General features: G+C 63.0%; 28 protein-coding genes. 20 read left to right on the top strand and 8 right to left on the bottom strand.

All coding sequences use genetic code 11. The features are described 5' to 3' along the window. From V6L75_RS19850 to V6L75_RS19830, 5 genes are all read left to right on the top strand, one after another. The coding region (locus tag V6L75_RS19850) for a cold-shock protein (protein ID WP_334253210.1) at nucleotides 1-365 on the top strand (365 nt) is incomplete at its 5' end. A gap of 264 nt (nucleotides 366-629) precedes the next feature. Then, nucleotides 630-1,478: a 23S rRNA (adenine(2030)-N(6))-methyltransferase RlmJ gene (locus V6L75_RS19845; RefSeq protein ID WP_050475022.1), complete on the top strand. Its 849-nt coding sequence runs from the start codon at nucleotides 630-632 to the stop codon at nucleotides 1,476-1,478. A gap of 323 nt (nucleotides 1,479-1,801) precedes the next feature. Beyond that, nucleotides 1,802-2,086, top strand: a complete 285-nt coding sequence (locus V6L75_RS19840; RefSeq protein WP_334253209.1) for a hypothetical protein — start codon at nucleotides 1,802-1,804, stop codon at nucleotides 2,084-2,086. Nucleotides 2,087-2,124: 38 nt separating this feature from the next. After that, nucleotides 2,125-2,778: a ribonuclease T2 family protein gene (locus tag V6L75_RS19835; protein ID WP_334253208.1), complete on the top strand. Its 654-nt coding sequence runs from the start codon at nucleotides 2,125-2,127 to the stop codon at nucleotides 2,776-2,778. A gap of 108 nt (nucleotides 2,779-2,886) precedes the next feature. Beyond that, nucleotides 2,887-3,504, top strand: coding sequence for a glutathione S-transferase family protein (locus tag V6L75_RS19830; RefSeq protein WP_334253207.1), 618 nt, complete (start codon nucleotides 2,887-2,889; stop codon nucleotides 3,502-3,504). An 81-nt stretch (nucleotides 3,505-3,585) separates the two neighbouring features. Here the strand turns inward: V6L75_RS19830 and V6L75_RS19825 are convergent, their stop codons facing one another. Further along, nucleotides 3,586-4,257 carry an outer membrane protein gene (locus tag V6L75_RS19825; protein ID WP_334253206.1) on the bottom strand — a complete coding sequence of 224 codons (672 nt, stop codon included), beginning with the start codon at nucleotides 4,255-4,257 and terminating at the stop codon, nucleotides 3,586-3,588. Nucleotides 4,258-4,582: 325 nt separating this feature from the next. Here V6L75_RS19825 and V6L75_RS19820 point away from each other — a divergent pair, with 325 nt between their 5' ends. From V6L75_RS19820 to V6L75_RS19800, 5 genes are all read left to right on the top strand, one after another. Next, nucleotides 4,583-5,347 carry an SDR family oxidoreductase gene (locus V6L75_RS19820; RefSeq protein WP_334253205.1) on the top strand — a complete coding sequence of 255 codons (765 nt, stop codon included), beginning with the start codon at nucleotides 4,583-4,585 and terminating at the stop codon, nucleotides 5,345-5,347. A 124-nt stretch (nucleotides 5,348-5,471) separates the two neighbouring features. Continuing rightward, nucleotides 5,472-7,517: an excinuclease ABC subunit UvrC gene (uvrC, locus tag V6L75_RS19815; protein WP_334253204.1), complete on the top strand. Its 2,046-nt coding sequence runs from the start codon at nucleotides 5,472-5,474 to the stop codon at nucleotides 7,515-7,517. A gap of 58 nt (nucleotides 7,518-7,575) precedes the next feature. Continuing rightward, a complete protein-coding gene (locus tag V6L75_RS19810; protein ID WP_334253203.1) occupies nucleotides 7,576-8,661 on the top strand; it encodes an endonuclease/exonuclease/phosphatase family protein in 1,086 nt (361 codons plus the stop codon). A gap of 131 nt (nucleotides 8,662-8,792) precedes the next feature. Continuing rightward, nucleotides 8,793-9,383 carry a thymidine kinase gene (locus tag V6L75_RS19805; protein WP_334253202.1) on the top strand — a complete coding sequence of 197 codons (591 nt, stop codon included), beginning with the start codon at nucleotides 8,793-8,795 and terminating at the stop codon, nucleotides 9,381-9,383. An 87-nt stretch (nucleotides 9,384-9,470) separates the two neighbouring features. Further along, the gene (locus V6L75_RS19800; protein ID WP_334253201.1) at nucleotides 9,471-9,764 is read left to right on the top strand and encodes an HlyU family transcriptional regulator; all 294 of its coding nucleotides are present in this window, start codon (nucleotides 9,471-9,473) and stop codon (nucleotides 9,762-9,764) included. 171 nt (nucleotides 9,765-9,935) lie between these two features. On the opposite strand, the gene V6L75_RS19795 is transcribed toward V6L75_RS19800, so the two are convergent. Continuing rightward, nucleotides 9,936-10,640 (bottom strand): GNAT family N-acetyltransferase, encoded by a 705-nt coding sequence (locus tag V6L75_RS19795; protein ID WP_334253200.1) that lies wholly within the window; start codon nucleotides 10,638-10,640, stop codon nucleotides 9,936-9,938. Between the two features lie 205 nt (nucleotides 10,641-10,845). Here V6L75_RS19795 and pgsA point away from each other — a divergent pair, with 205 nt between their 5' ends. The 4 genes from pgsA to V6L75_RS19775 all read left to right on the top strand — a co-directional run bounded on the left by pgsA (nucleotide 10,846) and on the right by V6L75_RS19775 (nucleotide 13,581). Continuing rightward, nucleotides 10,846-11,418 carry a CDP-diacylglycerol--glycerol-3-phosphate 3-phosphatidyltransferase gene (gene pgsA, locus V6L75_RS19790; RefSeq protein WP_334253199.1) on the top strand — a complete coding sequence of 191 codons (573 nt, stop codon included), beginning with the start codon at nucleotides 10,846-10,848 and terminating at the stop codon, nucleotides 11,416-11,418. A gap of 32 nt (nucleotides 11,419-11,450) precedes the next feature. Next, a complete protein-coding gene (moaD, locus tag V6L75_RS19785) occupies nucleotides 11,451-11,702 on the top strand; it encodes a molybdopterin converting factor subunit 1 (protein ID WP_334253198.1) in 252 nt (83 codons plus the stop codon). Between the two features lie 2 nt (nucleotides 11,703-11,704). Beyond that, the gene (locus tag V6L75_RS19780; RefSeq protein ID WP_334253197.1) at nucleotides 11,705-12,184 is read left to right on the top strand and encodes a molybdenum cofactor biosynthesis protein MoaE; all 480 of its coding nucleotides are present in this window, start codon (nucleotides 11,705-11,707) and stop codon (nucleotides 12,182-12,184) included. A gap of 134 nt (nucleotides 12,185-12,318) precedes the next feature. Beyond that, entirely contained in the window at nucleotides 12,319-13,581 is a 1,263-nt protein-coding gene (locus V6L75_RS19775; protein ID WP_334253196.1) for a multidrug effflux MFS transporter, read from the top strand. A gap of 83 nt (nucleotides 13,582-13,664) precedes the next feature. Here the strand turns inward: V6L75_RS19775 and V6L75_RS19770 are convergent, their stop codons facing one another. Beyond that, nucleotides 13,665-14,564 carry a branched-chain amino acid aminotransferase gene (locus tag V6L75_RS19770; protein WP_334253195.1) on the bottom strand — a complete coding sequence of 300 codons (900 nt, stop codon included), beginning with the start codon at nucleotides 14,562-14,564 and terminating at the stop codon, nucleotides 13,665-13,667. A gap of 314 nt (nucleotides 14,565-14,878) precedes the next feature. Between V6L75_RS19770 and V6L75_RS19765 the strand changes: the two genes are divergently transcribed. The 3 genes from V6L75_RS19765 (at nucleotide 14,879) to V6L75_RS19755 (ending at nucleotide 17,574) form a co-directional block, all read left to right on the top strand. After that, nucleotides 14,879-15,424: a MarR family winged helix-turn-helix transcriptional regulator gene (locus tag V6L75_RS19765; RefSeq protein ID WP_334253194.1), complete on the top strand. Its 546-nt coding sequence runs from the start codon at nucleotides 14,879-14,881 to the stop codon at nucleotides 15,422-15,424. A gap of 4 nt (nucleotides 15,425-15,428) precedes the next feature. Beyond that, nucleotides 15,429-16,124 carry a response regulator transcription factor gene (locus V6L75_RS19760; RefSeq protein WP_334253193.1) on the top strand — a complete coding sequence of 232 codons (696 nt, stop codon included), beginning with the start codon at nucleotides 15,429-15,431 and terminating at the stop codon, nucleotides 16,122-16,124. 157 nt (nucleotides 16,125-16,281) lie between these two features. Further along, nucleotides 16,282-17,574: an ATP-binding protein gene (locus V6L75_RS19755; RefSeq protein ID WP_334253214.1), complete on the top strand. Its 1,293-nt coding sequence runs from the start codon at nucleotides 16,282-16,284 to the stop codon at nucleotides 17,572-17,574. 3 nt (nucleotides 17,575-17,577) lie between these two features. On the opposite strand, the gene V6L75_RS19750 is transcribed toward V6L75_RS19755, so the two are convergent. The 5 genes from V6L75_RS19750 to V6L75_RS19730 form a co-directional block, all read right to left on the bottom strand. Next, nucleotides 17,578-17,934, bottom strand: coding sequence for a tRNA-binding protein (locus V6L75_RS19750; protein ID WP_334253192.1), 357 nt, complete (start codon nucleotides 17,932-17,934; stop codon nucleotides 17,578-17,580). A gap of 89 nt (nucleotides 17,935-18,023) precedes the next feature. Then, nucleotides 18,024-18,803 (bottom strand): TetR/AcrR family transcriptional regulator, encoded by a 780-nt coding sequence (locus V6L75_RS19745; RefSeq protein WP_334253191.1) that lies wholly within the window; start codon nucleotides 18,801-18,803, stop codon nucleotides 18,024-18,026. 102 nt (nucleotides 18,804-18,905) lie between these two features. Further along, the gene (gene proC, locus V6L75_RS19740) at nucleotides 18,906-19,727 is read right to left on the bottom strand and encodes a pyrroline-5-carboxylate reductase (RefSeq protein WP_334253190.1); all 822 of its coding nucleotides are present in this window, start codon (nucleotides 19,725-19,727) and stop codon (nucleotides 18,906-18,908) included. Continuing rightward, entirely contained in the window at nucleotides 19,724-20,224 is a 501-nt protein-coding gene (locus V6L75_RS19735) for a type III secretion system chaperone family protein (protein WP_019963954.1), read from the bottom strand. The genes proC and V6L75_RS19735 overlap by 4 nt, the downstream gene beginning before the upstream one ends. Nucleotides 20,225-20,602: 378 nt before the next feature. Then, nucleotides 20,603-20,893, bottom strand: coding sequence for an accessory factor UbiK family protein (locus V6L75_RS19730; RefSeq protein WP_334253189.1), 291 nt, complete (start codon nucleotides 20,891-20,893; stop codon nucleotides 20,603-20,605). Nucleotides 20,894-21,097: 204 nt separating this feature from the next. On the opposite strand from V6L75_RS19730, the gene lgt reads away from it, so the two are divergent. The 3 genes from lgt to pgeF are packed head-to-tail and all read left to right on the top strand — an operon-like array spanning nucleotide 21,098 to nucleotide 23,834. Next, entirely contained in the window at nucleotides 21,098-21,919 is an 822-nt protein-coding gene (lgt, locus tag V6L75_RS19725) for a prolipoprotein diacylglyceryl transferase (protein WP_334253188.1), read from the top strand. Further along, nucleotides 21,916-23,064 (top strand): class I SAM-dependent methyltransferase, encoded by a 1,149-nt coding sequence (locus tag V6L75_RS19720; protein ID WP_334253187.1) that lies wholly within the window; start codon nucleotides 21,916-21,918, stop codon nucleotides 23,062-23,064. The genes lgt and V6L75_RS19720 overlap by 4 nt, the downstream gene beginning before the upstream one ends. Then, complete coding sequence (gene pgeF, locus V6L75_RS19715; protein WP_334253186.1) at nucleotides 23,064-23,834, top strand: peptidoglycan editing factor PgeF; 771 nt, start codon at nucleotides 23,064-23,066, stop codon at nucleotides 23,832-23,834. Before V6L75_RS19720 ends, pgeF begins: the two co-directional genes overlap by 1 nt. Nucleotides 23,835-23,837: the final 3 nt, after the last annotated feature.

The raw sequence follows: 23,837 nt of genomic DNA, 5'->3' as shown, positions 1-23,837 counted from the left end.
GCGGTGGCCGTGGCGGCTTCGGCGGCGGTGGTGACGGTGATGGCGGCCCGCGCCGTCCGCGTCCCGAGTTCGACGGTCCGGTCGAGCGCGGCCCGCGCCAGATGGGCACTGTGAAGTTCTTCAAGGCCGACAAGGGCTTTGGCTTCATTACCCCTGACAACGGCGACGCCGATGTCTTCGTTCACATCTCGGCTGTGGAGCGTTCGGGCTTCCAGGCTCTGGACAGCGGCCAGCGTGTCTCCTTCGAGACCGAGCCGGATCGCCGCGGCAAGGGCCCGAAGGCTGTGAACCTGCAGGCTCTGGAAGGTGAAGCCACCTCCAGCGATCAGGACGGCCAGGACGACGACGCAGGCTACGACGACTGATCTGGCCTGATACCGGACCTATGGCCCGGTGAGATTGCGGTGGCCTTCCCCGGAGGGCCACCGTTTTTCTTTTCAGAAGCGGTCTTACCGCTCAGGCACAGAGCCTTGTGACAGCCGGGAGCCTCCAGCCGCTCCATCGCCCAGTTAGCGTCCCGCTTGTTCTCCTGTTTTGAGTTCAGGGGCAGCGGGGCTCCCCTTGCCAGATACGCGTCTTCCCCATAAAGCCCATCTGAGCGCAGCATCTTTCGACATGAGGACCACCACATGAATTACCGGCACGCCTATCACGCCGGCAACATCGGCGATGTCCTCAAGCATCTCGTCCTGGCCCGCTGCATCTCCTACATGCAGCGCAAGGACGCAGCGTTCCGCATCATCGACACCCATGCGGGCATTGGCGGATATGATCTGCGCGCGGAGGAGACACAGAAAACCGGCGAATGGCAGCAAGGCATCGCCAAGGTGCTGGCTGCTGACGTTCCGGCCAAGGCAGCGCCCGTGCTGGCGGACTGGCTCGATGTGGTGAAGGGCCTCAACCCGGGCACCGAACTGACCCAGTATCCCGGCTCCCCTGCCCTTGCCCGTGCCCTTATGCGCCCGCAGGACCGGCTGACGCTGACAGAGCTGCATCCGGCCGATTTCGAGACGCTGGCTGCCCGGTTTGAAGGCGACTGGCAGGTAAAGACCATCCATCTGGACGGCTGGCTGGCGCTTGGCAGTTTCGTACCTCCCAAGGAGAAGCGCGGCCTTGTGCTGATTGATCCGGCCTTCGAAGTCACCAATGAGTTCGAACTCATGGCGGACGGGATGATCAAAGCCTGGAAGCGCTGGCGCAGCGGCATGTATCTGGCCTGGTATCCGCTTAAGGACCGCAAGAGCGTGGAGCGCTTCCACCGGACGCTGGAAGAGGCGGAACTGCGCGATGTGCTGGTTCTGGAACTCAACGCCGGTTACAGCTCACCCGACCGTCCGATGAAGGGGTCAGGCATGACCATCATCAATCCGCCCTTCACACTGGCGGAAGAAATGCGCAACACTCTGCCCTGGCTGGCAGAGGTTCTGGCGCAAGGGCCGGGAGCGTCGGCCCGGATCTTCCAGCTTCTGGACGAATGACAGCAGGACGTTTCCCGCCAGCGCCGGCTGCCTTGCACTTGCGCCGCACCGGCCTGACCTCCCCTCGTTCGGCAGGTCCACCAAGAACAGGGATAGAGACACCGCTTGACGGGGACGCAGGCTTCCCGCAAGGTTTCGCGGATTTTCTGAGCATGTTTTGCAAGGGAAGGTTCTGCGAAATGCGCGCATTTCTGAAGTCAGGTCCCGTCGTAATCGCAACCGCAGGCCTTGTTGCAGCGCTGGGCACATCTTCCCCTGCGCTATCGGACCCCGCGCCCGGCCGGCTCCCAGCCTGTGAAACGCCATCCGTCCTCAGCGCCGCCATGACCCGCATTGCCGCAGCGGACAAGGACTACAGGGACGGCATTACCATTCACGCCATCGACCGCATTTCGCAAAGCGCTTACCGTGAGCCGCTCGGAAGCCCTTTCGCCCAGCGCTATTGCTCCGGCAGGGCGACCTTGTCCAATGGCAGGCAGCAGACAGTTTACTTCCGGGTGGTGGAAGGCCGGGGTTTCCTCGGTCAGATTTGGGGCGTGCAGACCTGTCTGCCCGGCCTCGACCGGTGGCACGTCTATGACGGCAAGTGCAAGGCAATCCGGCCCTGACCAGCGTTCATGAAACATCTCCGGCAAAGGCCTGCGCCTTGATACGGCGGGCTTGTCTTGCGCTCGCCCTGTTGCCTGCGCTGCTTCTGCCGCATCCGGCTGCGGCACAGAACAGAAGCGCGCCCGAGCCCTTCGACTTCTATGTCCTCGCCCTGTCATGGTCACCTGCCTATTGCGAGTTGAACCGGCAGCGCGCTGGCCAGCAGCAATGCGGCGATGACAAGAGCTATCGCTTCATCGTTCATGGCCTGTGGCCGCAGCGCGAGCGGGATTGGCCTGACTACTGTGCGCTGCCGCGTGACCTTCCGCCCTCGGCCGGTGACATCCGGTCCATGCTGGACATCATGCCCAGCCGGGGCCTCATCCAGCATCAGTGGCGCAAGCATGGCACCTGCTCCGGCCTGCCGCCGTCAGACTATTTCTCCAGGACCCGCCAGGCCTTCGAAAAGGTCCGCATTCCCGAAACCTTCAGCCGCCTCACGCGCCGCAGCAGAATCAGCCCCCAGGGCACCGAGGCGGCCTTTGTCGCGGTGAACCCGGGCCTCACCCGGGAAGGTATGGCGGTATCCTGCAGTCGCGGCGTCCTGACAGAGGTGCGCATCTGCCTGACGAAAGACCTCGAGTTCCGGGCTTGCCCCTCCGTTGACCGCAGCGGCTGCCGCGCCTCTAGCCTCGACGTCCCTGCACCCTGACAGGGAGGTCAGCGGCAAGACTTGGCCGCCAGAAGGTATGCACAGTGGCCTTGCGCGCGCGTGAAGGGCATGCACAACTAATGCTCCCTCAAAGGAGATTTCAGCCCGATGCTCATTCTGCGCTCCTCGCCCGCTTCCCCCTTTGGCCGCAAGTGCAAGATTGCCGCAAGCGTCCTCGGCATCTTCGACAAGATCGAGATCCAGGCCACTGATACAACGAACCCGGCAGACACGATTCGCCTGCAGAATCCGCTGGGCAAGATCCCGGCCCTTATTCTGGAAGATGGCACCGTGCTCTATGACAGCCGCGTGATCGTCGAATATCTGGACTTTTTCGCCGGAGGCGGCCGCATCATCCCGGCAGGTGAAGGCCGGTTCGAGGTTCTGCGCCTGCAGGCGCTGGCGGACGGCATGCAGGACGCCAGCATCCTGCAGGTCTATGAAACGCGCTTCCGCGCGGAGGAAAAACGCTCGGCTGAATGGCTGAGCTACCAGGCAGAGAAAGTCTCACGCGCCCTCTCCTCGCTTGAGGCTGCACCGCCCGCTCCTGTGAAGGCTGAAAATGCAGTAGACGCCGGCCAGATCGCCCTCGCCTGTGCTCTCGGCTATCTGGACCTGCGCTTTGAAGGCGCGTGGCGGAAGCAAGCGCCGCATCTCGTCACCTGGCTGGACGGCTTCGAGGCGCATGTGCCGATGTTTGCCAAGACGCGGGTTCAGCCGGCCTGACAAGACAACGCCCCTGAAATGAAGAAGGCCCGGCGGGTTCTCCCGCCGGGCCTTTGTCTTGATCGTCCGGAAGAACCGGGATCAGAACTTGTAGCTGACGCCAAGGCGAGTCACGTTGTCCTGCAGCTTGACGCGCTGGCTCACGCCGCCAACGTCGAAGGTGTCACGGCCGTAGTCGGAGTACAGATACTCAACGCGGGCAGTGATGTTGTTGGTCAGAGCGCCTTCAACACCGGCACCAACGGTCCAGCCGGTCTTGGTTTCATCGCGCTTGGTGCCAGCAACGTTGGTCTCCATGTTGGCGATTGCCAGACCACCCGTGCTGTAAACCAGCAGGCGGTCGAACACGACACCGGCACGGGCGCGCAGCGAACCATTCCAGTTGGACGAGTTCTTGATCGAAACGCCATTGCCGGAACCGCTCTTTTCAAGGTCACGGTACTGGAAGTCCGCTTCAGCACCCGCCAGGAAATTCGGCGTGATCTGATAGTTGTAGCCGCCATGGATGCCCAGGGTGGGACCATTGGCGTTGTTCTTGACGCTGCCCGTCAGACCGGACGAATTCTTGAACTCGCCCCAAGCCCAGCCAGCGTTTGCACCGAAGTAGAAGCCGGACCAGTCAAAGCGCGCATCCGAAACCGGAGCCTGTTCATAGGTCACCGGTGCGGCCGGCGCAGGGAGGTCGGCAGCGAATGCCGGGGCCGATGCGGCGAGCGCAACCAGGGACACACCAGCAACTGCGAGACTCTTCATGTTTTTGCTCCACGCAATACAGGGTTCAAAACTGAGGATCATACCTCATGGGCAAGACAGCCGATTGTCGTGGCGGCTATCCCCATCCTCACCCGCTGTGAGATATGAACCCCGTTTGTGTCGGAAAATTTGGCAGACTGTGGAGATATCGTGGCAGGCACGGGGTTCTTTCGGGATGGTAAGCATCCGGTAAAATCACCCGGCAGAAGCTGCCCGCCGTTGCAAAATGCAAGAAACCAAAGGCAATCAGCAGACCCGGAAAGTTGATCCGCGTTGAGCAATGCGCCGTATTCAAAGCACCTGATTGAACAAGAGACAAGCACAAATGACACAGGCGGCCGGAACGGCACTCATCACCGGCGGATCCAGCCGCATTGGCGGAGCGATTGCCCGCGATCTGGCCGCGCATGGCTGGACGGTGGTGCTGCATGTCCATCACGGGCTGGAACGGGCAGAAGCCCTGAAGCAGTCGATCCTTGCGGATGGTGGAAAGGCACATGTCCTGAAGGCGGATCTGACGCAGGCGGAAGACCTTGCCAGCCTCATTCCGGCAGCCCTGAAGGCCGCCGGCCGGCTGGACCTTCTCGTCAACAATGCCTCGATCTTCCAGCCCGATGAAGCTGGCGCTCTCGACCCCGCCCTTTTCGATGTGCATTTTGCCATTCACGTGAAGGCTCCGCTGTTCCTCACGGATGCCTTCGCCGCTGCCCTGCCCGCCGGGAAGGATGGGCTGGTGGTCAACATCATCGACCAGCGCGTCTGGAAGACGACGCCCCGCTTTGTCAGCTACTCCCTCTCCAAGACGGCGCTGTGGGAGCAGACACGCATGATGGCGCAGGCTCTGGCTCCGCGCATCCGAGTCAATGCCATTGGCCCCGGCCCCAGCTTCCGCAACGAGCGCCAGACAGAAGAGGACTTTGCCCGCCAGCAGCGGGCCGTACTGTTGCAACGCGGCCCAGCTCCGGACGAATTTGGCGCGACCGTCCGCCACTTCTGGGCCATGCGCTCGATCACCGGGCAAATGCTGGCGCTGGATGGCGGGCAGCATCTGGCATGGGAAACCGCCGATGTGGTCGGCGTCGGCGAGTAATCTCCCCTCATTTCCCCGGCGGCGGGCGCCCCCATATTAGCTTCAAGGCTCAAGCCGTCTAGAATGGCGCCACGTCGGAGTAGATTCGCCGGGCTTGCGGGCCTGGCCGAGGTATAGTGAAGTCATGACATCCCGCCCGTCATCCATGGACCGCCCGGAAGAGGCTGAGGAAACCATCGAGGCCTCCGAGGCCCTGGAGGTTACATTCACCTCTGCCCAGGACGAGAACACCAGCGGCAAGAAGGGTGTCGAGGTGATTGCCGATGTGGTGCGCCGCCTGCCCATGGGGCCCGGCGTCTACCGCATGCTCGATGAGAATGGCGACGTGCTCTACGTGGGCAAGGCCCGCAGCCTGAAGAAGCGCGTCACCAGCTACACCCGCCTGCAAGGGCAATCGAACCGCATCATGCGGATGATCATGGCCACCGCTGCCATGGAATTCGTGCTCACCCGCACGGAGACGGAAGCCCTGCTTCTGGAAGCGAACCTGATCAAGCGCCTGCGGCCGCGCTTCAACGTGCTGCTGCGCGATGACAAGTCCTTCCCCTATATCCTGCTGACCGGCGACCATGCGGCCCCAGCCATCGTCAAGCACCGCGGTGCAAGGCGGCGCAAGGGGGACTATTTCGGCCCCTTCGCCTCGGCAGGTGCGGTCAACCGCACGATTAATGCGCTGCAGAAGGCCTTCCTCATCCGCAACTGCACGGACAGCTATTTCGAGAACCGCTCCCGCCCCTGCTTGCTGTTCCAGATCAAGCGCTGCGCCGGCCCCTGCACGGGAGAGACCTCGAACGAGGACTATGCCCGGCTTGTGGCAGAGGCGCGCGGCTTTCTCTCCGGCCGCAGCCAGGCGGTGAAGAAGGAACTGGCCGCCCAGATGGAGGCGGCCTCCCAGCAGCTCGACTTCGAGCACGCTGCTGTCTACCGGGACAGGCTGGCGGCGCTGTCGCATGTTCAGTCGCATCAGGGCATCAACCCGCAGACCGTCGATGAGGCCGATGTGGTCGCCATCCATCAGGAAGGCGGGCAGACCTGTGTGCAGGTGTTCTTCTTCCGCACCGGCCAGAACTGGGGCAACCGGGCCTATTTCCCCAAGGCCGACAAATCAATCGAGGAAGCCGCCATTCTGGAGAGTTTCCTCGCACAGTTCTATGACGACAAGCCCGCCCCGCGCCTGATCCTGCTGTCGCACGAGATCGAGGAAATGGACCTGCTGTCGCAGGCGCTGTCAGAACGTGCCGAGCGCAAGGTGGAGATTGCCGTTCCCAAGCGCGGCGAGAAGAAGGAACTGGTGGACCATGCCCTGACCAACGCCCGCGAGGCGCTTGGCCGCCGTCTGGCTGAAACCTCCAGTCAGGGGCGCCTGCTTCAGGGGGTGGCGGAAGTGTTCGGCCTGCCTGCCGCGCCGCGCCGCATAGAGGTCTACGACAACTCGCATATCATGGGCACCAACGCGGTCGGCGGCATGATCGTTGCCGGGCCGGAAGGCTTCGCCAAGGGCCAGTACCGCAAGTTCAACATCAAGTCACAGGACATTACCCCCGGTGATGACTACGGCATGATGCGCGAGGTGCTGACACGCCGCTTCTCACGACTGCTGAAGGAACACGCACGCACGCCTCTGGCCGCAGCCGATGATCAGATACCGGAGCGCGCGGAAGAAACCGGCCTTGAGGAGGACGAGGAAGACGATGGCATCCAGGCCAGCAACGCCGACATGCCCGCTTGGCCGGATCTCGTCTTCATCGACGGCGGTCAGGGCCAGCTCAATGCGGTGCGGGAGATGCTGACGGAGCTGGGCGTCACCGATGTGCCGCTGGTTGGCATCGCCAAGGGGCCGGACCGGGATGCGGGGCGGGAGAAATTTTTCATGGAAGGCCGCCCGTCCTTCATGCTGCCGGAGCGCGATCCGGTGCTCTACTTCGTGCAGCGCCTGCGCGACGAGGCGCACCGCTTCGCTATCGGCACCCACCGTGCCAAGCGCAAGAAGGACATCGCCCGCAATCCGCTGGATGACATCTCCGGCGTCGGCCCCGCCCGCAAGCGCGCCCTTCTGCGCCACTTCGGCACGGCGAAGGCTGTTTCGAAGGCTGGCATTGATGACCTGATGGCCGTGCCCGGCATTTCGGAATCGGTCGCCAAGCTGGTTTACGATCATTTCCACGAATGAGGCCCCGTGCTAGGAGTGGCCAGCCAGCACTGCAGTGCAACAGGAGACGGCAGGCCAGATGACAGACCAGAGCAGCGGCAGGACTTCGCTTTTCGCCCGGCTTCTCCGCCTTGCCGCGATTGCGGGCCTGCTTGTTGCGCTGCTGTTTGGCCTGCTCGCCTTCGGCCCCTTCGTGGCGCCGGACATCTGGTTTGCCGACAACATGAGCTTCTTCCTGCCGCAACTGATTGGCGGCGGATTTGCAGCTGTGTTTCTCGCGGCGATCTGCATCCGCATTGCCGGACGGCCTCGCCCGGGCAAGCAACTGAGACGGCTGTTTCTGTTCACGGGCCTCGTTCTGTCGGTGGCGCTTGGTCTGGCGCTTTATCATACCTACAGGATCGTTGCGCCTGGCCTGGCCGGCGCGAGTGTTGCGGGCACGAAAAATCTGCGCATCGTCTCGATCAATCTGGAGACGCGCTATCTCGGCGATCCGGACTTCATGGCTTATCTTGAGAGCCTGAAACCCGATATTCTCGTGTTTCAGGAAACCGAATGGCCCTATCAGATGCGCCACCGGAAGCGGCAGGGCGACGATACTCCACTCATTGGCCTGGGGCCTTATTTCAGCAATTTCCTGATCGGGGATCTGGGTGGCGTCGTCGCCTTTTCCCGCTATCCCATCCGCACCAGCACCACGACAGCAGTGAAGGGAGAATGTGGCCCGCACCGGTACGGCAACCGCGAAGTTCTGACAGCGGCTCTGGATGTGGATGGCTCACCGTTCAATCTGGTCGCGGTCCACCCGGACAGTCCCCGCTCCCCCTGCCGCTGGCAGTCGCGGCAGGACTATTATGCAGCTCTTGCCGGTATAATCGCCCGGCTTCCGGCGTCAGAGCCTGCAGTCATTATCGGCGACTGGAACACCTCCCCCTTGTCCAGCCACTTCGGCAATCTGCTCGCACAGGCAGGCTTCAGGGTGCAGTTTCCTGCGGTGGTGCCGGTGATCACCCGCTTCTTCTATGACTACCGCCTGCGCTGGGTGCTTGGCTCTGCCGTGGATCACGCAGCCGTCTCGGACAAGGTGACAATCCGCAATGCCGCCATTGGCGGCGATGTGGGGTCGGACCATGTGCCGCTTATCGTGGACATCGCCATTCCCTGATTACCGCCGCCTTCCACAGTTTATGCCCTCCGCGAGTTTCCTGCCGTTTGTGTCTGCCCCGCTGGATGGCAAGAGTGTGACAGACAGCGGGACCGATTCCCGCCCGATGCGAACTGACCGGCGCGGGACCGATGGCCAAGCTCTATTTCAATTACTCCTCCATGAATGCCGGCAAGTCGACGGTGCTGCTTCAGGCCTCCTACAACTATGTGGAACGGGGCATGCGCACCCTGCTGCTGACGGCCGCCGTGGACGACCGGGCGGGCGTCGGCCGCATTTCCTCGCGGATCGGGCTTTCGGCGGAAGCGGATATCTTCCGCGCGGGCGATGACCTGCTGGACCACATCCGCAAGGCCCATGAAGCTGCCCCCATTGACGCTGTGTTTGTCGATGAGGCACAGTTCCTGACCGAAGAACAGGTGTGGCAGCTGGCCCATGCCTCCGACCGGCTGGGCATGCCGGTCATGTGCTTCGGCCTGCGCACGGATTTTCAGGGCAAGCTTTTCCCCGGCAGCAAGGCCCTGCTGGCGCTGGCCGACAGCCTGAAGGAAATCAAGACCATCTGCTGGTGCGGGCGCAAGGCAACCATGGTCGCGCGGCTTGACGGCAGCGGACGGATCGTCGAGGAAGGCGAACAGGTGGTGATTGGCGGCGAAGAGTCCTATGTTTCGCTCTGCCGCCGCCACTGGGTCGACCGTGACCTCGGGCCGCGCTGCGACTGAGCAATTTCAAGACGTGATGCCTCAGCACCGGAAGCCTTGCTATGGCATGACGGAGCACAGACCATTCTAAACCGCAAGGACAGGCAGATGCTGGGAAAACTGTTCGGATCACTTTTCAAGGGTGGCTCTTCCGCCGAAGCCGCACCGGCCCCTGCGGCCACGGAGGATTACAAGAACTGCCGCATTATCGCTGAACCGCGCCAGGCGGGCAGCCAGTGGCAAATCGCAGGCCGTATCCTGAAGGAAATTGACGGCGAGGACCGCGAGCACCGCTTCATCCGTGCCGACCAGCTGCCCACCCGCGACGAGGCTGCCGAATTCACCATCCGCAAGGCCAAGCTCCTGATCGACCAGCAGGGTGATCTGATTTTCAAGAGCTGAGGGAGAGGGACAACCTCTCTCTTGCGCCCCACACGCTCCGCGCCGTCCCGGACGAGAGCGGAGCGAAGATCCGGGACCTGTCAGGGGCGCAAGTCTGCTGAACTCTACCCGTGCAACACGGAACAGGCCCCGGCACAAGGCCGGGGCGGCGTGGAGTTTGGGTCTACCCTCTCAATCACCCCGGCACTCCGCCAGACTGCGCTTCTGCCGGCCATCAGCATCGAAGTTGTCCGGTGAGAGCCAGGCTTCGAAACCAGTCTTCAGGCGCGGCCATTCCCTGTCGAGAATGGAGAACCAAGCCGTATCGCGATTGCGGCCCTTGTAGACAGTGGCCTGCCGGAAGATGCCCTCGAAGGTGAAACCGAGCCGTGCAGCAGCCGCACGCGAGGGGGCGTTGAGATCGTCGCATTTCCATTCATAGCGGCGGAAGCCCAGCTCCTCGAAGGCATTGCGCATCATCAGATACATGGCCTCGGTCGCCAGCGGCGTCCGTTGCAGAGCCGGGGCGAAATTCAGATGCCCCACCTCGATGCAGCCCGCAGCAGGCTCAATCCGCAGGTAGCTGCCAACACCCATGGCCTTACCGCTGGCCTGATCGATGATGGCAAACATCATCGGGTCCGCCTTGCCCTCCATCGTCTTCAGAAAGGCGATGCACTCCGCCTCTTCAGAGAAAGGGCCATAGGCCAGATAAGTCCAGACCCGGTTCTCCCTGTCCGCGGACCAGGCGGCATGAAGCTCCGCACCGTGGCGCACGGCGCTCAGCGGCTCAAGCCTGCACCAGCTCCCTTGCAGCACCTGCGCCACCGGTGCCGCCGCCCCCGTCCAACCATTCACCGGCTCTCCAACCGGCTGACCCAATTCGTTCAGGCGCATGTGTTCAGGTCTCCCAGCTTCAACTTGCTGTGACAGGCTTACCGCCCCGTTATTGCCGGTACCAGTCCAAAGACATTGTACAGGGCGGTTTCTGCCGTCTCCTGCATTGTCAAAGTCACTCATCCGCCAGATGCGTTGACACCCGCGCGCCCTCATGCTTGTGTCCGGCTGACCCGCCGCCCAAGACGCGAAGCAGATACTTCAAATGGCCAGACACGTCGCCCTGACCCTGCCCAACCTTTTGACCTATGCGCGCATCCTGGCGGTGCCTGCTGTGGTTGGATGCTTCTATTTCGAAGGCAATACGGCGCGCTGGATTGCGCTGGCCATCTTCATCGCAGCCGCTGTGACCGATTTTTTTGACGGCTATCTGGCCCGCGCCTGGCAGCAGCAATCAGCGCTCGGCCGGATGCTGGACCCGATTGCTGACAAACTGCTTGTTTCCGTCTGCCTGCTGCTGCTGGTAGCCAGGGGCGATATCGGAGGCTGGTCTCTGATTGCGGCTATCATCATCCTGTGCCGCGAAATTCTGGTCTCTGGACTGCGCGAGTTTCTGGCGGAGCTGCGTGTCAGCGTACCGGTCACGAAACTGGCCAAATGGAAGACCACAGTCCAGCTCGTAGCCCTTGCGCTGTTGCTGGCAGGCCCTGCCGGTGAAGAGGTGCTGCCGGGAACCGAGCTGGCCGGTCTTGTCGCTCTCTGGATTGCAGCTGTTCTGACGCTCTACACCGGCTATGACTATTTCCGGGCTGGCATCGGCCATCTGATCGAGGAGTAGTCTCTCAAGGACTGCCGAAGAAGGAGAGGCACATGATCATCCGTTACTTTGCCTGGGTGCGCGAGCGGACCGGTGTGGAGCAGGAAGAGATCACCCTGCCCGACAGCGTGACCACCGTGGGCAGCCTGATCAGCTGGCTGCAGACCATCGACGACGCCCATGGCCATGCCTTTGCCGAGCCGGAGCTGATCCGCGCCGCCATCGACCAGACCCATGCCGAGCATGACGCTCCGATTGCGGGCGCGCGCGAGATTGCCTTTTTCCCGCCCATGACCGGGGGCTGACGATGAGCCCGGTCCTGCGCGTCATCGTCCAGCCCGGCCCCTTCGATGCGGAGGCCGAAGCCCGGCAGCTCTCCGAAGGCCGCACCGGTGTGGGCGCGATCGTCAGCTTCACGGGCCTGTGCCGTGACGAGGAAGGGCGGCTGGAAGCGCTGGTGCTGGAGCATTTTCCCGGCATGGCGGAGAAAGAGCTGGAGCGCATTGCCCGTGAGGCGCTGGAGCGCTGGCCGCTGACCGGCCTCACCGTCATTCACCGCCACGGCCGCATTGTGCCGGGCGAGCAGATCGTGCTGGTTTCCGCCGCCTCGCGCCACCGCAGGGCTGCGTTTGAAGCCGCTGATTTTATGATGGATTTCCTCAAGTCCAGAGCCCCGTTCTGGAAAAAGGAAATTCTGCGCGAAGGTGGAACAGGCGGCTGGGTTGCGGCCAAGGCCGAAGATGAAACCGCGCTGGATCGCTGGAACAGCGTTCACTCAAAAGCGTGAAATTTCCCGGAGCCACTGGGTTGACCGACCGGTCAATTTGGACCACTGATAAGCAACACTGATAATTTTGCACGCCGGAACGCAGGCTGCGGGCCGCGTTCCCTTTAGCTGTGAATCATACCTAAGGTTTGTTAATGTCCGATCTTGCCCGGAAAACTGGCGCGAGCCAGACGCCCCATCCTGGGCTTTCCTTCGCCGAATTCGTCACCATGGTAGCCGCGCTTATGGCGCTCAACGCGCTGGCGATGGACATCATGCTGCCCGCCCTGCCCGACATCGGCAACGCGCTCGGCATTGCCAATGAGAATGACCGCCAGCAGATCCTGATCTTCTATCTGATTGGCTTCGGCGGCGCGCAGCTCATCTTCGGGCCGCTGTCGGACTCCTTTGGCCGCAGAACCATTCTCATCGGCGGTCTGGCGCTCTATGCCGCAGCCAGCGTGTTTGCCCTGTTCAGCATAAATCTGGACCAGCTGCTCATTGCCCGTGTGCTGCAGGGCATTGGTTGCGCAGGAACCCGCGTCATCGCGGTCTCCATTGTCCGCGACTGCTATTCCGGCCGCCGCATGGGGCAGGTCATGTCGCTGGTGATGATGATCTTCATGGCCGTGCCCATTGTTGCGCCCTCCATCGGCCAGTTGATCCTTCTGGTGGCAGAGTGGCACTGGATTTTCAGCACCCTCATGGGCGCAGGCATCCTCATGCTGGTCTGGACCGCTTTCCGCCTGCCGGAGACGCTGCCTGAGGACGCCCGTCAATCCTTCTCCCCCGGCTCCATCACCCTGGCCTATCTCAAGGTAGCAACCACACGCATCAGCGTCGGCTACACCATGGCAACCACCTTCATCTTCGGTGGCCTGTTTGCCTTCATCTCCATGGCGCAGCAGATCTATGTCGACATCTTCGATCTCGGTGTCTGGTTTCCGGTTGTGTTTGCTGCCGTCGCCATCACCATGGCCGTGGCTTCGTTCCTGAATTCGCGGCTGGTCACCATCATCGGCATGCGGCGCCTGTCCCATGGAGCGGTGCTGGTCTTCACCGCCATGGGCCTGCTGCAGGTTGCCCTGGCGCTGGCTGGTGTTGAGAACCTTGCCATCTTCACCGTGTGCATGGCCATCAACATGGCCAGCTTCGGCTTCATGGGCGCGAATTTCAACGCCATGTCCATGGAGCCGCTGGGCGCCATCGCCGGAACAGCCTCCTCCGCCATCGGCTTCACCACCACGCTGGGCGGCGCCATCCTCGGCTTCATCATCGGTCAGAATTTCGACGGAACCCTGCTGCCGATGGCGCTGGCCTGCGCCATCTATGGCGTCATCGCCATCGGCTGGGTGCTTCTGGCCGAGAAAGGCAAGCTCTTCCACGCCCAGCACCAGCAAGGCGCCAAGACGCACTGAACAAGAGACTCTACGCCGCAATGAAAAAGGGCGGCTGCATCCGGTGCAGCCGCCCTCTCATTATTCCCGGACTGGAGCCAGCGTCACTCGGCCGCCTTGAGGCCGGCCGGATCGGCGCGCACCAGCGCGTCATAATCCAGCATCAGCGTCTTGGTGATCTCGCCGACGGTGAAGTTGTGCGGCCCGATCTCGGAGACCGGAGTCACCTCCGCGGCGGTGCCAGTGAGGAAGCACTGCTCGAAGCCGTCCAGTTCCTCCGGCATGATCACCCGTTCGATCACCTCGAAACCACGCGCCTTCGCAAGATCAATCACCGTGCGGCGGGTGATGCCATTGAGGAAGCAGTCCGGGTTCGGCGTGTGGATCTTGCCATCCTTGACGAAAAAGACATTGGCACCGGTCGCCTCGGCCACCTGCCCGCGCCAGTCGAGCATCAGCGCATCGGCATAGCCCTTGCGCTCGGCCTCATGCTTGGACAGGGTGCAGATCATGTAAAGGCCGGCCGCTTTGGACTTGAAGGGCGCCGTGACAGGGTCCGGACGGCGGTACTTCGCCATGTCGAGGCGGATGCCCTTCAGCCGCTCTTCCGGCTTGAAATAGCTTGGCCATTCCCAGGCGGCGATGGCAAGGTGGATTGTGTTGTGCTGGGCGGACACGCCCATCATCTCGCTGCCGCGCCAGGCAATCGGGCGAAGATAGGCATCAACCAGGTTCATCCGCTTCAGCAGCTCTTCCTTGGCGGCATTGATGACCTCGGAAGAATAGGGAATCTCAAAGCCAAGCACCTCTGCCGAGGCATGCAGGCGTTCGGTATGCTCTGAGCTCTTGAAGATCCGGCCGTTGTAGGCCCTCTCACCTTCGAATACCGCGCTGGCATAGTGCAGGCCATGCGTCAGCACATGCACCTTGGCATCGGCCCAGGGAACAAACTTCCCGTCGAACCAGATTTCACCATCGCGTTGATCAAAGGGAATACCAGCCATTGTTCTTGTCTCCCGCGCCTTGTCGCCCGGCGCAATCTGCTTTTGTTTGTCCGACTGAAGGGAACCCTGTTTCCGGCCTCTGGCCCAGCTCAGGAGTTTTGCATGCACCCGTAACAATCGGTATCTTGTTTTGACGAGACGGCGGGCCCGGATTCTCTTAAGGGATTGAGGGCCATGTACGATCTGGACAAACACCCGGCACGGGGGCGCATGCGACCGAACATTTCGTCAAGGTGCCGCTACAGGTAACAATCGATCAGAAATAAGTCAATATGGCTGACATAAATTTCAAGACAGCACCTGCAGCGCCCGAGATGGCCCAAGACAGCACCTCCGTTCCTGGCAGCGGGACCCAACCGTCCACGCCCTATGACCTGATCGAACTGCTGTTCTTTGCCTACCGGGATTTCACGGCAGACCCGGATCAGCTGCTTTCAGGGCTCGAATTTGGCCGCGCCCACCACCGGGTTCTGCACTTTGTCGACAGAAATCCGGGCATCCGTGTATCGGATCTGCTCGCCATCCTGCGCATCACCAAGCAGAGCCTTGGGCGGGTGCTGAAGCAGCTTGTGGATGAGGGCTTCATCGACCAGCGCCCTGGCGAGACAGACCGGCGCCAGCGGCTGCTGCACACGACGGACAAGGGCCACAAGCTGTCGCGCAAGCTCGATGCACTGCAGGCGGTGCGCATCAATGCAGCAGTGGATGCTCTGCCCGGACAGGACGCCGCCACCGTGCGCCAGTTTCTGTTCCAGATGATTGATCCGGAGCGGCGCCCCGAAGTGGCCCGCATGCTCTCCAACATTCCCCAACCCGGCAGCAGCGGCTCTGCGCCTCAACTCGCCGACACGGAGGCTTGAAACGATGACACGGGTGCCGGACGACAACGCCATCCACATTCTGCTGGTTGACGACGACAGCCGCATCCGCGATCTGCTGGGCCGGGTGCTGCTGGAGAACGGCTACCGGGTGACAACAGCCGCCAATGCGGCGGAAGCCCGGCGCTGCCTGTCAGGCCTCGCCTTTGATCTCCTGATCCTCGACATCATGATGCCGGGCGAGAACGGGCTGGATCTTGCCGCGTCGCTTCGGGCGGACAGCCCTGTGCCCATCCTGATGCTGACGGCCCGCGCCGAAGCAGAAGACCGCATCGCAGGGCTTGAGGCCGGCGTGGACGATTATCTGCCCAAGCCCTTTGACCCGCGTGAACTGATGCTGCGCATCGCCGCCATCCTGCGGCGGGGCGCAACGCGGCGCGTGGACCGCCAGCCGGAGATCCGCTTCGGCCCCTTCGTCTTCGTAACGGAGCGGGGCGAACTGCGCCGGGGGGACAGCCAGATCCGCCTGACAGACCGCGAGCGCCAGATCCTGACCATTTTCGCCGAACAGCCCGGCGCCACCGTGCCGCGCCACAAGATCGTCGGTGATGACAGCGGCCTTGGCGAGCGCACGGTGGATGTGCAGATCAACCGGCTGCGGCGCAAGATCGAGGATGATCCGGCCAACCCGGTCTATTTGCAGACGGTGCGCGGCATCGGCTACAGGCTGGCCTGTGACTGAAGCGCCCGCCCGCCTCCGCAGCCGCCTGCGCGGCCTTGTCGCAGGTTTTGGTGCATTTCTGTCCCCGGCAGCGAAACTGGCGGGAAAGCTGCTGTATCCGCTGCTGGTCCCCCTCTCCTTGATCTACGACAAGGTGGCAGGGCGGATCTACAGCCACATGCCCAAGGGGCTTTACACCCGCGCGCTGCTCATCATCGTCACGCCCATGGTGCTGCTGCAGTCCGTGCTCGCTTTCGTGATCATGGAACAGCACTACCAGCAGGTCACCTTCCGCCTGTCACAGGCAGTGGTGCGCGAGATCGCTGCGCTGGTCTATACGCTTGAGAACTACCCCCAGGATGCGGATTACCGGCTGATCGAGGAAATGGGCAGCCGGACGCTGGACATGTCCGTCTCCATCCTGCCCCCCGAACCCTTGCCCCCTCCCCGGCCCAGGGCCTTCTTCGATCTGGTCGCAGAAAATCTCAGCCGCGAAATTTCCCAGCGCATCGGCAAGCCCTTCTGGGTGGACACCATCGGCCGCTCCCGCTTCGTCGAGATCCGCATTCAACTCAAGGACAAGGTGCTGCGCGTGGTAGCCCGCCACAGCCAGACCTATGCCTCGAACTCGCATATCTTCCTTGTCTGGATGGTGGGCACTTCGCTGGTGCTGATTTCCATCGCCATGCTGTTCCTGCGCAACCAGATCCGGCCGATAGAGCGGCTGGCCAATGCGGCGGAAGGCTTCGGCAAGGGGCGCCCGGTCGACGATTTCCGCCCCAGCGGGGCACGCGAGGTGCGCAGGGCCGCGCAGGCCTTTATCGAAATGCGCCGGCGCATCGAGCGGCAAATCGACCAGCGCACCACCATGCTGGCAGGTGTCAGCCATGATCTGCGCACGATCCTTACCCGCTTCCGCCTGCAGCTCGCCCTCATTCCCGAAACGCCGGAGACGGAAGGCCTCAAGCGCGACGTGGACGAGATGAGCAACATGCTGGAGGACTACCTCGCCTTCACGCGCGGCGACAATGGCGAGGCGGTGGAGACGGCGGACATCACCCTGATGCTGGAGGAGCTGGAGGAGGCCGCCGAGATTTCCGGGGCCAGCGTTTCCTCCAGTTTCACCGGCGAGCCGGAAGTGGAAATGCGGCGCAATGCCGTGAAACGCAGCCTCATGAATCTCGTCATGAATGCAGCAAGGCACGGCAGCCGTGTCGATATCCAGGGCCGCCATATGGACGGCTGGCTGACCGTGGTCATCGACGACGATGGTCCCGGCATTCCGGAGGAAGAGCGGGAAAACGTCTTCCGTCCCTTCTACCGGCTGGATGAAGCCCGCAATCAGGACGCTTCCGGCAGCGGCCTTGGCCTTGCCATCGCACGGGACATTGCCCGCAGCCACGGCGGCGATATCCAGCTGGAAGAAAGCGCCCTTGGCGGCCTCAGAGCCCGCTTCCGCATTCCGGGGTAAAACTCAGAACAAGCGCCCGCCGAGCGGTGTGTCCTGATCGGGGGCGATGAGCACCACTTCGCCATCTGCATCCGGGACACCCAGCGTCAGGACTTCTGAGCGCATCGGGCCGATCTGGCGTGGGGGAAAGTTGACCACTGCCAGCACCCGGCGCCCGACGAGGCCTTCCGGAGTGTAGTGCTTCGTGATCTGTGCGGAGCTTTTCTTGATGCCGATATCCGGGCCGAAGTCGATCACCAGCTTGATCGCCGGCTTCCGTGCCTCGGGAAAGGGCGCGGCCTCGATGATCTGCCCGACGCGGATATCCACCTTCAGGAAATCATCAAAGCTGATCGGCTGCGCGGGAGCGCTCGGGGTCATGGCAGGTCTCCGGAAAATCCATGCGAAAGGATCTTCACAGTGCCGCGCCCGGCGCAGCCGCGCAAGCCCTTGCGGACAGGCAGAGGACGTCAGACCGGCTGAGCCGCAGCCTCTCCGCCAGCCTCAGAGGCAGCGCTTGGAGCAGCGCCTGGGGCAGCTTCGCTGCGCCGGGACTTGCGGCGGGACATCGCCTTGCCGGCGAGTTTGATCAGGCCGCAGGCCACGGGGCGGGTCACCCGTTCCACCGCTCCCAGCCGCCGCAGCCAATCCTCGCCCCGGTCCAGCTCCCTGTCGAGGGCGGCCATGGTTCGCGGAAGACTTTCGTCATCCTCCTCAAGGAAGGTTTCGAGCACACGGGCAAAGGAAACCGCAAGCCCCTGCTGCACCAATCGGCCCTTGATCCCGGGAATGGAAATCCCGGCAGCCGCCAGCATCCAGCCCTGCGAGCGCACGGCAATACCATTCAGGCACATGGCCAGCGCCGGATCACGCATGGCATCCTTTCGCAGCTGGACCAGCGCAGACTTATGGGGCGTCAGCGCATCCAGACGCGTCATCAGCACGTCGAACAGCCGGTCGCGCGGCGGCTGATCAAACATGCTGTCGTCGCGGTCATCCAGCACGGCAGCATCCACCTGCCCGGCGAAGGCAGCCAGAAGCTCGGCCTTGCCGGAAACCGCCTGCCGGAGAGCCGAGGGCTTCAGCCCAGCGGCTTCGGCGATGTCAGTCAGGGAAATCTCAGCATAGGACCGGGTGGCGAGCAGCCCGAGAAAGGCTTCGACAGCCGTCGTCCTGTCATCGGGACGTGGCGCAGCTTTGCGTCCACTCTTCCCGGTCTTGCCTGAGGTGCCTTCTGCTTCCGGTGCCATGTCCGCCTCCTTCTTGGATGCCTTGGCAGGATGTGTTCCCCTTATAGGTAGGCACATCCTGTCCGCATGGAAGAGGCAAAGGCAAGCAATGCGGCAGCCCCGTCAGGAACCGGCGAGTTCCCTGGCGCGACGGGCAGCAGCTTCGACAGCCGCGTCCATCAGAGGCTGCAGGCCGTTTTCCGTCATCAGTACGGACAGGGCCGCTGCCGTCGTGCCATTGGGGGAAGTGACGTTCTGCCGCAGGGTTGCGGGCGTGTCGTCAGACTGGTGCATCAGTTCCCCTGCCCCGCTCACCGTTGCTTCGGCAAGGCGGTCGGCGAGGTCCGCCGGAAGACCGGCGCGGCGTCCGGCTTCCGCCAGGCACTCTGCCAAGAGGAACACATAGGCAGGGCCCGAACCGGAAACGGCAGTCACGAGATCGATCTGCTCTTCCGAGGTCAGCCATTCGACAGCGCCGATCGCCGACAGGAGCTGCCCAGCCGTCTCGCGCTGTGCTGCCGTGACGCGGGCGTTGGGGTAAAGCGCAGTGATGCCCCTTCCCACCATGGCAGGCGTGTTGGGCATGGCGCGGATGACAGCGATATCGCCAAATGCGGCTTCAAAGGTACGTACCGGCGTGCCGGCAGCAACCGACAGCACCAGCGTATCGTCAGCCACCGCAGGCTTCAGCCCCGGCAGCACATCGCCCATGATCTGCGGCTTGACGGCCAGCAGCACCACACCCGTCTTGACGCCTTCCGGTACCTTCGGCGCATGGGCAATGCCGTGGCTGTCCAGCTGGGCCACGAGAGAGGCGGACGGCGCGGGATCAACAACCAGAAGGCTGGCGGCATCAACGCCGCGTGCCATCCATCCGGCGATCATTGCGCCGCCCATCTTGCCCGCGCCAACAACGGCGAACGGGCGCTCAGCTGAAAAACTCATGCTTCTCCTGCGGTTTCGAACAGGGCGCACTCCAGCGCCTCCTGAGCTGTCTTGCCAGCCCAGACAACAAACTGGAAGGACTGATAATAGCGCTCACAGGCTTCCAGCGCATTCGCCAGAAGCCCTTCTATCTGCGCACCGGAAGCTTCCGCACCGCCTGCAAGCAGCAGGGACTGGCGGAACATGATGACGTTTTCCTTGCTCCACAGGTCGAAGTGCCCCATCCACATCTGCTCGTTGACGAGCGAGAGGAGGCGCATCACCTCGGTCTTGCGCGGCTCGGTCACCTTCAGGTCGAAGGCGCAGGCCAGGTGCAGGGCCTCCAGCTCCTCCATCCAGGAGAAGGAGACGTGATAGTCGCACCAGTATCCGCCGATGGAAATGGTGATCTCGTCATCATCCGAACGCTCGAAAGCCCACTCGTTGAGCGCAGCCACGTGTTCGATGAGATCGACGGGATTGTCGGGGCGTTCAAAGTCGATTTCGATGAGGCTCATGGCGATCCTCCCCGTTTACGGGAGCCGGATAAGGGGCGGATTTCCGCAAATCCAGCGTCTTCCCCTGAACAGAGGCCGCGCCGAACCGCCAAAGGCGGCAGGGTCAAAACAGGACCCATTTGGGGGCGCGTGCGAATCCCTGTTTGGAATCAGTATATAAACTTCCTTCGCAAATGCAGCAGGAAACCACCCTGAGATTTTGATCAAATCCTGTGGACGATTGTTTCCTGCGCATCGGCGCAAGCCGTTTCACGGCATTGTGACGGCGCAAACGCCTCCCGCCGCCACTGTATTGCGGCCGCAAACCCGGCTTCATGCCAGGGCGCTGAGATGCTGGCGCATCACGCCTTGACATTGCTCAGGCCGGCGCGGGCTTGATCAGCCCTCGGTCTTGACCTTGCGCGCGGGCTTTGCCTCGGTCTCGGCGAGCTTTGCTTCAAGCGCAGCAATACGGGCTTCCAGAACCTCGATCTGGTCCAGCGCACGTACGGCCATGTCACGGGCGACGTCGAAGTCCTCGCGCTTCACCAGATCCATATCGGCCAGGAAACGCTCGGCCTGAGCGCGGAAAGCGGTCTCCACTTCGCGGCGGGCTCCCTGAGCCACACCTGCGGCATCAGTCATGAGCTTGGCGAAATCGTCGAAAATCCTGTTCGGGCCCTGGGTCATGACACACTCCTGAAGATGGTGACGGCCAGCCCCTGCGCTTGCTCTCCGGACCAATCCGGCGAGGCACTGCGGGCCGTGTCACACAGGTATTGACCTTTTGCTCCAAGTTCAAGGCGGCAATGCAGCGCCTTGACGCATCGGGGGGAATGCGCAAGGTCTGGTGCCGCTGGCAAATCGCCCCGGATCAACAGCACTGGACCCTGCATGCCCATTCTCGCTCTGCCCTTCCCCGCCGTTGACCCGGTCATCTTCGAGGTTGGCCCCTTTGCGCTGCGCTGGTACGCGCTGTCCTACATCGTGGGCATCCTGCTGGCCTGGCGCTACATGCGCCTGACGGTGCAGAAGGACAGGCTGTGGCAGGCTGTCCCCCGGCCCGGCCTTGTGGATATTGATGACTTCGTTACCTGGGGCACCGTCGGCATCATCGTGGGCGGACGTCTTGGCTATGTGCTGGTTTATGATCCGCTGGTCTATCTGGCAAACCCGATGGAGATTTTTGCCGTCTGGAACGGCGGCATGTCCTTCCACGGCGGCTTTGCCGGAACCGTTCTGGCCATGGTGCTGTTCGCCCGTGCCCGTGGCATACCGCTGCTGACGCTGTTTGACCTTGCCGGCGTTGCCGCCCCCATTGGCCTGTTCTTCGGCCGGCTAGCCAACTTCATCAATGACGAATTGTGGGGCCGCCCCACGGATGTGCCCTGGGCAGTGGAGTTCCCCTCGGGCGGCTATGTCCCGCGCCATCCGAGCCAGCTTTATGAAGCAGCACTTGAAGGCGTGCTGCTGTTCCTCGTCCTGCGCCTCATGTCCCACCGCTTCGGCCTGCTGCAGAAGCCGGGCTTTCTGGCAGGTGCCTTTGCCGCCGGTTATGGCATCACACGCTCCATCGCCGAGGAATTCCGCATGCCCGACGCCCAGATCGGCTTCCTGCCCGGCGGCTTCACCATGGGCATGCTGCTCTCCGGTCCGATGGTCATTGCTGGCATCGCGCTGATGGTCTGGAGCTGGCGCAGAGCGAAGGCCGCATGAGAAGAGACGCCCTGCCCGCCTCGCCGCTGAAAGAAAAGCTCATCCGCCAGATTGCGGCGGAAGGCCCGATGACGGTGGCCGCCTATATGGCCGCCTGCCTTGCAGATCCGCAGCATGGCTACTACACCACTGCCGCAGAGCCCTTTGGCGCGAAGGGCGACTTCATCACCGCGCCGGAAGTGAGCCAGATGTTCGGCGAACTCATCGGCGCTTTCGTTCTCTCGGTCTGGGATGCGATGGGCGCGCCGCAGACCGTGCGGCTGGTGGAAACCGGCCCCGGACGCGGCACGCTGATGGCGGACCTCTTGCGCATGGCCAGCTTGCGCCCTGCCTTCCTGCGCGCTGCCAGCCTGCATCTCGTCGAAATCAGCCCCCGGCTGAAGGCACGGCAGGCCGAAGCGCTGGTCAAGGCGCCGCTCGCGCCACACTGGCATGAAAGCCTGCGCGAAGTACCCGAAGGGCCGGTGATCCTGATCGCCAACGAATTCTTCGATGCGCTGCCCATCCACCAGTATGTGAAGACACCAGAGGGCTGGCGCGAGCGGATGGTGGGCCTGAGTGAAGCCGGAGACCTCGCTTTCGGCACTGGTCCGGGCCGCCTGCCGCTGGCGGCCGTGCCCCAGACAGCCGCAAACGCCCCGCTTGGCGCCATCCTCGAAACCTCGCCGCTGTCTGCCGCAATTGCGGAAGAAATCGCCACCAGAATTGCCGCGCATGGCGGGGCCGCCCTGTTCATCGACTACGGCCACCTGCGCTCTGCCCCCGGCGATACACTGCAGGCGCTCAGCCGCCACGCCTATCAGGACGTGCTGGCCGAACCCGGCCTTGCGGATCTGACGGCACATGTGGATTTCGAGGTGCTGGCAGCAGCCGCCCGGCGCGGCGGGGCAAATGTGGCCCAGCCCTTGACGCAGGGCGAATTTCTGCTGCGCATGGGGCTGCTGGAGCGCGCCGGGCAACTGGGTTCCGGCAAGGACACCGCCACGCAGGAGCGCATCCGCAGCGAGGTGGAACGCCTGGCTGCTCCGCAGGAAATGGGTGAGCTTTTCAAGGTGCTGTGCATTGCGCAACCAGGCCTTGTTCCCGCCCCGTTTGACAGTGAGGCTCTTCCGCCGCACGCTGGCGCAAATTCCGGAGAGGCTTGATGATTACCGCTGACCTTCTGACCATGCCCGGCATTATCCGCCACGGCTTCTTCACCCGGCAGGGCGGCGTGTCCACCGGCATCTACGGCAGCCTCAATATCGGCCTCGGCTCCAGTGACGAGCGTGCACATGTGCTGGAAAACCGCGCCCGCGTCGCTGCCAGCCTGAACGTGGCACCGGAGCAGCTGGTCTCGCCCTATCAGGTACACTCGCCCGATGTCATCACCGTCAGCCGGCCCTTCATGGAAGACGAAGACCGCACGGCGGATGCGCTGGTGACCGCCACGCCCGGCCTTGCCATCGGCGTGTCCACCGCCGACTGTGGCCCCGTACTGTTCGCCGATCCTCAGGCCCGCGTCATCGGCGCGGCCCATGCCGGCTGGCGCGGCGCGCTGACGGGCGTACTCGACAACACCCTGACTGCGATGGAAAAGCTGGGCGCAAGGCGGGAGAATACCATAGCCGTGCTCGGCCCCTGCATCTCCGCTGCCGCCTATGAGGTTGGACCGGAGTTCCGTGAACGCTTCGAGGCCGAAGCGCCCGGCAGCGGCCGCTTCTTTGGCACCTCAGGGCGCGAAAACCATTTCATGTTCGATCTTCAGGCCTTCATCATCGCCCGTCTGCAGGCCGCTGGCACAGGCCGGGCAGAAAGCCTTGGGCTTTGCACCTATGCCGATGAGGCCCGTTTCTTCTCCTACCGGCGCACCACGCACCGCGGAGAGCCAGACTATGGCCGCCAGATTTCCGCACTCGTGCTGACAGGAGACTGACCC

The organism is Pannonibacter anstelovis (genome assembly GCF_036881715.1).
GTDB lineage: Bacteria > Pseudomonadota > Alphaproteobacteria > Rhizobiales > Stappiaceae > Pannonibacter > Pannonibacter anstelovis.
Note: the sequence above shows the minus strand (reverse complement) of the source record. Positions and strands in the feature narration are given on the sequence as shown.